We start from the raw sequence: 10,214 nt of genomic DNA on the forward strand, positions 1-10,214 counted from the left end.
CGGCGTGACGGGGCCCGTGCCGGCCATCCGCCGCACGGGCCCCGGATCTCACCCGGCCCGTCTCACTTCCACGGGTCGGTGAACGACCGGCCGGGCACCGGCTTGGCGACGAGCGCGACGGCCGTGAAGAAGTTGACCTGGCCGATCGCGAACACCAGGGTGGCGAGCGCCTTCGGCTCGTAGTGCCCGGCCACCTCGGCGTACAGCGCGTCGGAGACCCGCTCGCCGTCCGCGGACGGCTGGAGCACGGCTTCCACGAGGGCCAGCGCGGCGCGCTCGGCACCGGTGAAGTACGGCGAGTCCCACCAGGACGCCACCGAGGCGATCCGCTCCTCCGACTGCCCGGCCTTCCGCAGGAAGCCCGTGTGCAGGACGGTCAGGTAGGTGCTGCCGGCGATCTGCCCGGCGCGCAGCTGGACCAGGCTGATCGTGGAGCGCGGCACCGACCCGTTGCCGGTGACCTTGAACAGCGCCGCCGACACCTCCGCCAGCTCGGGAACGAGCTCCGCGGGGTCCTCGGTCATCCGCGGGGCCATCGGGATCTCCGCCGTGATCGAACGCGTTTCCATTTCCGTCTCCTTGGGACTGTCTTGTTCGCTGACACCGACCTGACGGATCGCGACGGAAAAGTGTGACGGAGGCTCCGGACCGAGAACGAGAACCGGTCCGGGGGGTGTGGTGCGGACCAGGTCGGCTCCGGCGAGCGGTGCCCTGCCGCCGAGCCGAGCGGGGTCCGGTGGCGGGGCACCTCCCCGCGCCCTTCGGACAGTCGGGGGAGTGCCCCGATGCGGAGGAGGGCGTCAGGGCGGAGCCTTGCCGGTCGACGACAACGCGGCGGCGGGGGCCCTCCCGTGCGTGAGGCCCCCGCTCGAGCGGAGCCGGGCGCGGGGGAGCGGTGGCCGGGGCCCGTGGCCTCGGCGAGGTCCGGACGGCGACCCTCAGAGCCAGCTCGCGAACTCCAGGAGGAGTTCCGCGTCCTGTTCGCGGCCCACGCGGCGGGCCCGTACGCCCGATTCCACCGCGCGGAACAGGGTCCAGCCGCTCAGGCGTTCGCGGTCGACCTCCAGGGACTCCGCGAGGCGCTTCACCCGGCGGCGGGTCGTCGTGGCGCCGGAGGTCTGGGCGATGAGGTCCTCCACGCGGTCGCGGACCAGCCGGGCCAGGTCGAACGCGTGCTCGCCGACCACCGGGTCCGGCCCCACCGCCAGCCACGGCGTGCGCTCCCCGGACAGCACCTTGCTCTGCCGGAACGTCCCGTGCAGCAGCCGGTGCTCGGGCGGCGCCGCCAGCAGCTCCTCGCGGGCCGTCAGCGCCGCCTCCACCAGCGGAGCCACCTCCGGGTCGGCCGCCGCGCTCGCCCGCATCGCCCGCGCCTGCCGCTCCGTGCGCTCGGCCACCGTCTCGAAGCCGTGCTCCTCCGGCGGGTCGACCCAGAGCCGGCGCAGCGTCCCCGCCGCCTCCAGCAACGCCTTCGCCTCCGGCAACGACCGCACCGACACATCCGGGTGCAGCCGCTCCAGCAGCAGCACCCCCTCGGTCACGCCCGCGGCCGGCTCCAGCAGCCGGACCGCCCCCAGACCGCCCCAGTGGGCCAGCGCGGCCCGCTCGCTCTCCGGGCGCGCCCGGCGCGGCGCCAGCTTCAGCACGGCGGGCGTCCCGTCGGCCGTCCGCACCAGCACGACCAGGCTGCTGCGCCCGCCCGGCACCTGCACCCGCTCCACGGTCAACTCACGCTGTGCGACGGCCTCGCGCGCCGTCTCCGGCAGCCTCTCCAGCCAGTCGTCACCCTCGGGCGCCGTCTCACCGAGCGCCCTCACCAGACGCTTCGGCGGTTCGAAAACCATGCGCGAGTCGTTCCCTTCCTGCTGTACGCGGGGCCCGCCGCCCCGTCACGCCGTCGGCGCCGGGGACCCCGAAGCCGTACCGCCCCGCTCGGTGAGCCCAGGGAAGGCTACGCTCTCGCCGCTCCAGCGCACCGACCGCACCGCCGCCTCCCGCATCGCCTCGGCGGCCCCCCGCCGCCGCTCGCCGCCGCTCGCGCGCACCAGATCGGCGTACACCCCGGCCACCCGGTCCTCCAGCTCCGCCGCCAGCCGCAGCGCCGCCGCCGCGTCCGGCACCGGGAACGGCAGCGCGTACCCCGCGGCGGCGGCGACGGGCGCGCCCCCCGCGTCCTTCACCGCGCGCACCAGCGCGTCCCTGCGCGCCCGGTGCGCGTCGTACGCCGTCCGTGCCTCGGTGCGCCGGTCCTCGCCGATGCGCCCGCCGACGACCCCGTAGCCGTACACCGCCGCGTGCTCCGCCGCCAGCGCGGCCTGGAGAGCCCGCAGTTCCCGGTCCTTCGCCTCGCGCGACTCGCTCACCCTCGTCCCTCCGTCAGCAGGTACACATGCGCCGCCCCGGCCGCCGCCACCGAGGCCAGCAGCCGGGCCGGCTCGCCCGGCGCGTCGAGCAGCGCCTTCGCGCGCCGGTCGGCGAGCTCCCGCTCGGCGGCGGCGAGTTCGGCGAGGGCGTCCTTCTCCTTCGCGGGCACGGCGGGCACGGTGGCCGACGCGGAGACCGAGGGCGAGCCCGGTCCGGACGACGACGGCGACAGCGACGGCGACGGGGACGGCGAGGGCTCCGCCGTCTCCTCGAACGCCTCCGCGTGCCGTACGACCTCCGCGCGCAGCGGACGCAGCCGCTCCGCCAGCTTCGGATGCGCGGCCACGACCGCGTCGTACCGCTCGGCCAGTTCCCTGCTGTCCCGGGCCGCACGCGCGCGTGCCCGGTCGGCGGCCGAGGGACGGCTGCCGCCGGAGGCGCCGGGGTCCTCGGACCCGGCGGAGCAGCCCGCCACCAGCAGGGCCGCCGGGGCGACGGCGAGCAGACTCCTTCTGCGCGGCCCCGAACGGGCGCGCGGAGACAGGGGGAACGACACGGCAGACGTCCTCGGGAGCTCGTACGGACGGGGCGACGGAAAAGGGCGGGCCGGAGCCCGTGATCACCGTACCCGTGCGCCCGCGCGGGAGCGCCCAGCGGCACCCTCCGTGACCGGGTGGACAGCAACACCCTCCGCGACCGGATACCCTTTGACCAGACACGCGCACCGTCCCACAACAGCACACGCGGCCGAGGAGTCACCCGGATGAGCACCACCCAGAGCGAGAGGCTTCGAGAACTTCTGGAACCGCTCGTCAGCTCCCAGGGCCTGGATCTCGAAGAGATCGCCGTGGACGCGGTCGGCCGCAAGCGTGTGCTGCGCGTCGTCGTCGACTCCGACACCGGAGCGGACCTCGACCGGATCGCCGATGTGAGCCGCGCGCTCTCGGCGAAGCTCGACGAGACGGACGCGATGGGCAGTGCGGAGTACACCCTCGAGGTCGGCACCCCGGGCGCGGAGCGCCCTCTCACCGAGCACCGGCACTACGTGCGCGCCACCGGCCGCCTGGTCCGGTTCCAGCTCGCCGAGGGCGGCGAACTGGTCGCCAGGATCCTCGAGGCCGACGACGAGGGTCTCGACCTCGAGGTGCCCGGAGTGAAGGGCCGCAAGGCCACCACGCGCAGACTCGCCTTCGACGACATCACCAGGGCGCGCGTCCAGGTCGAGTTCAACCGCAAGGACAACGAGAAGGAAGAGGAGGCGTAATCGTGGACATCGACATGAGTGCACTTCGGCTCTTGGTGAGGGAGAAGGAGATCTCCCTCGGCCTGCTGGTCGAAGCGATCGAATCGGCCCTCCTCATCGCCTACCACCGCACCGAGGGAAGCCGCCGGCACGCGCGCGTGGAGCTCAACCGGGAGACCGGACATGTGACCGTGTGGGCGAAGGAGGACCCCGAGGACCTCGAGGAGGGCCAGGAGGCCCGCGAGTTCGACGACACCCCGTCCGGCTTCGGCCGTATCGCCGCCACCACGGCCAAGCAGGTCATCCTGCAGCGCCTGCGCGACGCCGAGGACGACGCGACGCTCGGCGAGTACGCCGGCCGCGAGGGCGACATCGTCACCGGTGTGGTCCAGCAGGGCCGCGACCCGAAGAACGTGCTGGTCGACATCGGCAAGCTGGAGGCCATCCTGCCGGTGCAGGAGCAGGTGCCCGGCGAGACCTACCCGCACGGCATGCGGCTGCGCAGCTACGTCGTCCGGGTGGCCAAGGGGGTGCGCGGCCCGTCCGTCACCCTGTCGCGCACCCACCCCAACCTGGTGAAGAAGCTCTTCGCCCTGGAGGTGCCGGAGATCGCCGACGGGTCCGTCGAGATCTCCGCGATCGCCCGCGAGGCCGGCCACCGCACCAAGATCGCCGTCCGTTCCACCCGCTCGGGCCTGAACGCCAAGGGCGCCTGCATCGGCCCCATGGGCGGCCGGGTGCGCAACGTCATGGGCGAGCTGAACGGCGAGAAGATCGACATCGTCGACTGGTCCGACGACCCGGCCGAGATGGTGGCGAACGCGCTGTCGCCGGCCCGGGTCTCCAAGGTGGAGATCGTCGACATGGCCGCCCGGTCCGCCCGGGTCATCGTGCCGGACTACCAGCTCTCCCTGGCGATCGGCAAGGAGGGGCAGAACGCCCGCCTCGCCGCCCGGCTGACCGGCTGGCGGATCGACATCCGGCCGGACACGGAACAGACCGGGGAACGGGCCGAGGAACGGGCCGGGGAATAGATCCAAGCCGCAGGTCGCTGAGATCACGACAGCTTTGCGCGCGGCAAGTGTTCGATTCTTGCCCCAAAGGGGTGAGGTCGGCGCGGGGAGGTAGACTAAGGAGTGTCTGGCCGGACACGTGCTGGCGTATGCCCCGAGCGCACCTGCGTGGGGTGCCGGGAGCGAGCGGTCAAGAGTGAGCTGCTGCGCATCGTGGTGATCGAGGACGCGTGCGTCCCCGATCCTCGCGGTACGCTGCCCGGCCGGGGTGCGTATGTGCATCCCGTCCCGGTCTGTCTCGACCAGGCGGTGCGCCGCAGGGCGTTCCCGCGGGCGCTCCGCGTCCCGGGACCGCTCGACGTAAAGGCGTTGCGCCTCTACGTCGAGCAGGCACAAGGTTGCTGAGCAGCGGCTGACCGCCGACTGGACAGGCAACACGCAAGAACATGCCGCGCGGAAGCCCCCGTGCGGTCTGGTACCTCGCGAGTCGAAAGCAGGTCGAGATTGCGATGAGCACTCGATGAGTACGCGATGAGTACGCCCATGAACTAGCGACGGTCCGGACGCAACCCGGACCTCAAAGGAGCGAAGTGGCTAAGGTCCGGGTCTACGAACTCGCCAAGGAGTTCGGTGTGGAGAGCAAGGTCGTCATGGCCAAGCTCCAGGAACTCGGTGAATTCGTCCGTTCGGCGTCTTCGACCATCGAAGCGCCCGTAGTACGCAAGCTGACCGACGCCTTCCAGCAGGGCGGGGGCAACGGCAAGTCCGCCGCGAAGCCCGGCGCGCCCCGCAAGGCGGCCCCCAGGCCCGCCGCGCCGTCCCCGGCGCAGGCGGCCCGTCCGGGTCCGGCCGCCCCGAAGCCGCCGGCCGCGCCCAAGCCCGCCGCGGCCCAGCCGCCGGCGGCCCCGTCGGCGCCCGCGCCGGCCGCCCCCGGTCCGCGTCCGACGCCGGGCCCGCGCCCCGCGCCGCGTCCGGCTCCGGCGGCCCCGGAGTTCCAGGCCCCGCCCGCGGCGGCGGCCCCGGCTCCGGCTCCGTCCGGTCCGAAGCCCGGTGGCGCGCGTCCCGGTGCCCCCAAGCCCGGCGGTCGTCCCGCCGGTCAGGGTGGTCCGGGTCAGGGCGGCCAGGGTGGCCAGGGCCGTCCGGCCGGTCAGGGTCAGCGTCCCGGTGGCGGCGCACCGCGTCCGGGCGGTCGCCCGGCCGGTCCGCGTCCCGGTAACAACCCCTTCACCTCCGGTGGCTCCACCGGCATGGCCCGTCCGCAGGCTCCGCGCCCGCAGGGCGCGCGTCCCGGCCCGGGCGGTCCCGGCGGTGCCGGCGGTGCCGGTCCCCGTCCGCAGGCCCCCGGTGGCCAGGGCGGCGGTCCGCGTCCGCAGGCTCCGGGCGGGCAGCGCCCGACCCCGGGCTCGATGCCGCGTCCGCAGGGCGGTCCCCGTCCCGGCGGCGGACCCGGCGGTCCGCGTCCGAACCCCGGCATGATGCCGCAGCGTCCCGCTGCCGGCCCGCGTCCCGGCCCCGGCGGCCGCGGTCCGGGCGGTGCGGGTCGTCCCGGCGGCGGCGGCGGTCGTCCCGGTGGCGGCGGCTTCGCCGGCCGTCCGGGCGGCGGCGGTGCCGGTCGTCCCGGTGGCGGCGGCGGCTTCGCCGGTCGTCCCGGTGGCGGTGGCGGCTTCGCCGGCGGCGGTGGCCGTCCCGGCTTCGGTGGCCGTCCCGGCGGTCCCGGTGGCCGTGGTGGCACGCAGGGCGCCTTCGGCCGTCCCGGCGGTCCCGCGCGTCGTGGCCGCAAGTCGAAGCGGCAGAGGCGCCAGGAGTACGAGGCCATGCAGGCCCCGTCGGTCGGCGGCGTGATGCTGCCCCGCGGCAACGGCGAGACCATTCGCCTGTCGCGCGGTGCCTCGCTCACCGACTTCGCGGAGAAGATCAACGCCAACCCGGCGTCGCTCGTCGCGGTCATGATGAACCTCGGCGAGATGGTCACCGCGACCCAGTCCGTCTCCGACGAGACGCTCCAGCTCCTCGCCGGCGAGATGAACTACACCGTTCAGATCGTCAGCCCGGAGGAGGAGGACCGCGAGCTGCTCGAGTCCTTCGACCTGGAGTTCGGCGAGGACGAGGGCGGCGAGGAGGACCTGGTGGTCCGCCCGCCGGTCGTCACCGTCATGGGTCACGTCGACCACGGAAAGACCCGCCTCCTCGACGCCATCCGCAAGACGAACGTCATCGCGGGCGAGGCCGGCGGCATCACCCAGCACATCGGTGCCTACCAGGTCACGACCGAGGTCAACGAAGAGGATCGCAAGATCACCTTCATCGACACCCCGGGTCACGAGGCGTTCACCGCCATGCGTGCCCGCGGTGCGAAGTCGACCGACATCGCGATCCTGGTCGTCGCGGCCAACGACGGCGTCATGCCGCAGACGGTCGAGGCGCTCAACCACGCCAAGGCGGCCGACGTCCCGATCGTCGTCGCGGTCAACAAGATCGACGTCGAGGGCGCGGACCCGACCAAGGTGCGCGGTCAGCTGACCGAGTACGGCCTGGTGGCCGAGGAGTACGGCGGCGACACCATGTTCGTCGACATCTCCGCCAAGCAGGGTCTGCACATCGACAGCCTCCTCGAGGCCGTCGTCCTCACCGCGGACGCCTCGCTCGACCTGCGGGCCAACCCCGAGCAGGACGCGCAGGGCATCTCGATCGAGTCCCGGCTCGACCGCGGCCGCGGTGCCGTGGCGACCGTCCTCGTCCAGCGAGGCACGCTGCGGGTCGGCGACACGATGGTGGTGGGCGACGCCTACGGCCGCGTGCGCGCCATGCTCGACGACAACGGCAACAACGTCGCCGAGGCGGGCCCGTCGACGCCGGTCCAGGTCCTGGGTCTGACCAACGTCCCGGGTGCGGGCGACAACTTCATCGTCGTGGACGAGGACCGTACGGCCCGTCAGATCGCCGAGAAGCGCGCCGCCCGTGAGCGCAACGCCGCGTTCGCCAAGCGCACGCGCCGCGTCTCCCTGGAGGACCTGGACAAGGTGCTCAAGGCCGGCGAGGTCCAGCAGCTGAACCTGATCATCAAGGGTGACGCTTCCGGTTCCGTCGAGGCGCTCGAGTCCTCGCTGCTCCAGCTGGACGTCGGCGAAGAGGTCGACATCCGCGTCCTGCACCGCGGCGTCGGTGCGGTCACGGAGTCCGACATCGACCTGGCGATGGGCTCCGACGCCATCGTGATCGGCTTCAACGTGCGCGCCGCCGGGCGGGCACAGCAGATGGCCGAGCGCGAGGGTGTGGACGTCCGGTACTACTCGGTCATCTACCAGGCGATCGAGGAGATCGAGGCGGCCCTCAAGGGCATGCTCAAGCCGGAGTACGAAGAGGTCGAGCTCGGCACGGCGGAGATCCGCGAGGTCTTCCGCTCGTCCAAGCTGGGCAACATCGCGGGTGTGCTCATCCGCTCCGGCGAGGTCAGGCGCAACACCAAGGCGCGCCTGCTGCGCGATGGCAAGGTCATCGCGGAGAACCTCAACATCGAGGGTCTGCGTCGCTTCAAGGACGACGTCACCGAGATCCGCGAAGGCTACGAGGGCGGTATCAACCTCGGAAACTTCAACGACATCAAGGTCGACGACGTCATCGCGACGTACGAGATGCGCGAGAAGCCGCGGGTGTAACACCCCACGGTGTGTACCGGCCGGCGGGACCCACCCGGGTCCCGCCGGCCGGCGCGTGTGTGCGGACGCACCGCGGCGCGGCCGGCGGAGCGCAATATCCGTCGATCGCCGCGCCCCCTTCGATGTACGGTTCTGATGTCCCTGCCCACCACGGATGGCGGGGCCATCGATCCCGTACCGGCGGGTGAACCGGTTGCACACATGTATGTGGGGACGCTGTCCTTCGACCTCCTCCTCGGCGACGTGCATTCGCTGAAGGAGAAGCGCTCCGTCGTCCGCCCGATCGTCGCCGAGCTCCAGCGCAAGTACGCGGTGAGCGCGGCCGAGGTGGATCACACGAACCTCCATCGCCGGGCGGTCATCGGCCTGGCCATGGTGTCCGGCGACGCGGGGCACCTGACCGACGTACTGGACCGCTGCGAGCGGCTGGTCGCCGGGCGCCCGGAGGTGGAACTGCTGTCCGTCAGGCGGCGCTTCCACGGTGAAGACGACTGACGATCACAGCCCAGAGATACGCAGACAGGAAAGAACGGGAGACGGACCAGTGGCCGACAACGCGCGGGCGAAAAGGCTGGCGGACCTCATCCGAGAGGTGGTGGCCCAGAAGCTGCAGCGCGGGATCAAGGACCCGCGGCTCGGCTCGCACGTCACCATCACGGACACCCGGGTCACGGGTGACCTCAGGGAGGCGACCGTCTTCTACACGGTGTACGGGGACGACGAGGAGCGCAAGGCCGCCGCGGCGGGCCTGGAGAGCGCCAAGGGCGTCCTGCGCTCCGAGGTGGGCCGGGCGGCCGGCGTGAAGTTCACGCCGACCCTGGCCTTCGTCATGGACGCGCTCCCGGACACGGCACGCAACATCGAGGACCTCCTCGACCGGGCGCGCCAGTCCGACGCGAAGGTGCGCGAGGCGTCCGCGGGCGCCACGTACGCCGGCGAGGCCGACCCGTACCGCAAGCCGGAAGACGACGAGACGGACGACACCGCCGAATGAACCGGAAGCCCACCACGCCCGACGGCCTTGTCATCGTCGACAAGCCGTCGGGCTTCACTTCGCACGACGTGGTCGCCAAGATGCGCGGCATCGCGCGCACCCGGCGCGTCGGCCACGCCGGCACCCTCGACCCGATGGCGACGGGAGTCCTCGTCCTCGGCGTCGAGCGGGCGACCAAGCTCCTCGGCCACCTCGCGCTGACCGAGAAGGAGTACCTCGGCACGATCCGGCTCGGGCAGAACACGCTCACCGACGACGCGGAGGGGGAGATCACCTCCTCCACCGACGCCTCCGCGGTCACCCGCGAGGGCATCGACGCCGGCGTCGCCGGGCTGACCGGCGACATCATGCAGGTGCCGTCCAGGGTCAGCGCCATCAAGATCAACGGGGTGCGCTCCTACAAGCGGGCCCGGGAGGGCGAGGAGTTCGACATCCCCGCCCGGCCGGTCACCGTCTCCTCGTTCTCCGTGTACGACGTCCGGGAGGCGGTCGCCGAGGACGGCACCCCCGTGCTGGACCTGGTGGTGTCGGTCGTCTGCTCCTCCGGCACCTACATCCGCGCCCTCGCCCGCGACCTGGGCGCGGGACTGGGCGTCGGCGGGCACCTCACCGCGCTGCGCCGCACCCGCGTCGGCCCGTACAAGCTGGACTCCGCGAGGACGCTGGACCAGCTCCAGCAGGAGCTGACGGTGATGCCGATCGCCGAGGCCGCCACGGCCGCGTTCCCGCGCTGGGACGTCGACGACCGGCGGGCCAGGCTGCTCACCAACGGGGTGCGCCTGGAGATGCCCGAGGAGTACGCCGGCTCCGGAGCGGTGGCCGTGTTCGGTCCCGAGCGCCGGTTCCTGGCCCTCGTCGAGGAGCAGCGGGGCAAGGCGAAGAGCCTGGCCGTCTTCGGCTGACGCCCTTCCGGGGATCCGTCCGTGGAGCGGCGTCACGGGGAT

At 72.9% G+C, this 10,214-nt stretch carries 11 protein-coding genes; 7 read left to right on the forward strand and 4 right to left on the reverse strand.

Annotation, left to right across the window (positions count from 1 at the left end; translation table 11 throughout):
- Window positions 1-62: 62 nt before the first annotated feature.
- From ACZ62B_RS22135 to ACZ62B_RS22150, 4 genes are all read right to left on the reverse strand, one after another.
- On the reverse strand, window positions 63-569 hold the full coding sequence (locus tag ACZ62B_RS22135; protein ID WP_344566167.1) for a carboxymuconolactone decarboxylase family protein: 507 nt from the start codon (window positions 567-569) through the stop codon (window positions 63-65).
- A gap of 369 nt (window positions 570-938) precedes the next feature.
- Entirely contained in the window at window positions 939-1,844 is a 906-nt protein-coding gene (locus ACZ62B_RS22140) for an aminoglycoside phosphotransferase family protein (protein WP_344566165.1), read from the reverse strand.
- A 45-nt stretch (window positions 1,845-1,889) separates the two neighbouring features.
- Window positions 1,890-2,363: a ferritin-like domain-containing protein gene (locus tag ACZ62B_RS22145; protein WP_469691787.1), complete on the reverse strand. Its 474-nt coding sequence runs from the start codon at window positions 2,361-2,363 to the stop codon at window positions 1,890-1,892.
- The gene (locus ACZ62B_RS22150; RefSeq protein ID WP_469691789.1) at window positions 2,360-2,920 is read right to left on the reverse strand and encodes a hypothetical protein; all 561 of its coding nucleotides are present in this window, start codon (window positions 2,918-2,920) and stop codon (window positions 2,360-2,362) included. The genes ACZ62B_RS22145 and ACZ62B_RS22150 overlap by 4 nt, the downstream gene beginning before the upstream one ends.
- Window positions 2,921-3,127: 207 nt before the next feature.
- Between ACZ62B_RS22150 and rimP the strand changes: the two genes are divergently transcribed.
- The 7 genes from rimP to truB all read left to right on the forward strand — a co-directional run bounded on the left by rimP (window position 3,128) and on the right by truB (window position 10,172).
- Window positions 3,128-3,628 carry a ribosome maturation factor RimP gene (gene rimP, locus ACZ62B_RS22155; protein WP_344566152.1) on the forward strand — a complete coding sequence of 167 codons (501 nt, stop codon included), beginning with the start codon at window positions 3,128-3,130 and terminating at the stop codon, window positions 3,626-3,628.
- A 2-nt stretch (window positions 3,629-3,630) separates the two neighbouring features.
- Window positions 3,631-4,641, forward strand: a complete 1,011-nt coding sequence (gene nusA, locus ACZ62B_RS22160) for a transcription termination factor NusA (RefSeq protein ID WP_344566150.1) — start codon at window positions 3,631-3,633, stop codon at window positions 4,639-4,641.
- A gap of 102 nt (window positions 4,642-4,743) precedes the next feature.
- Entirely contained in the window at window positions 4,744-5,025 is a 282-nt protein-coding gene (locus ACZ62B_RS22165; RefSeq protein ID WP_073936961.1) for a YlxR family protein, read from the forward strand.
- A gap of 185 nt (window positions 5,026-5,210) precedes the next feature.
- Window positions 5,211-8,276: a translation initiation factor IF-2 gene (gene infB / locus ACZ62B_RS22170; protein WP_469691791.1), complete on the forward strand. Its 3,066-nt coding sequence runs from the start codon at window positions 5,211-5,213 to the stop codon at window positions 8,274-8,276.
- Between the two features lie 201 nt (window positions 8,277-8,477).
- Window positions 8,478-8,771 carry a DUF503 domain-containing protein gene (locus ACZ62B_RS22175; RefSeq protein WP_344564220.1) on the forward strand — a complete coding sequence of 98 codons (294 nt, stop codon included), beginning with the start codon at window positions 8,478-8,480 and terminating at the stop codon, window positions 8,769-8,771.
- A gap of 49 nt (window positions 8,772-8,820) precedes the next feature.
- Window positions 8,821-9,270 (forward strand): 30S ribosome-binding factor RbfA, encoded by a 450-nt coding sequence (rbfA, locus tag ACZ62B_RS22180; RefSeq protein WP_073936958.1) that lies wholly within the window; start codon window positions 8,821-8,823, stop codon window positions 9,268-9,270.
- Window positions 9,267-10,172 (forward strand): tRNA pseudouridine(55) synthase TruB, encoded by a 906-nt coding sequence (gene truB, locus ACZ62B_RS22185; RefSeq protein ID WP_344564152.1) that lies wholly within the window; start codon window positions 9,267-9,269, stop codon window positions 10,170-10,172. The genes rbfA and truB overlap by 4 nt, the downstream gene beginning before the upstream one ends.
- Window positions 10,173-10,214: the final 42 nt, after the last annotated feature.

Source organism: Streptomyces sp. NPDC053426 (assembly GCF_055585405.1).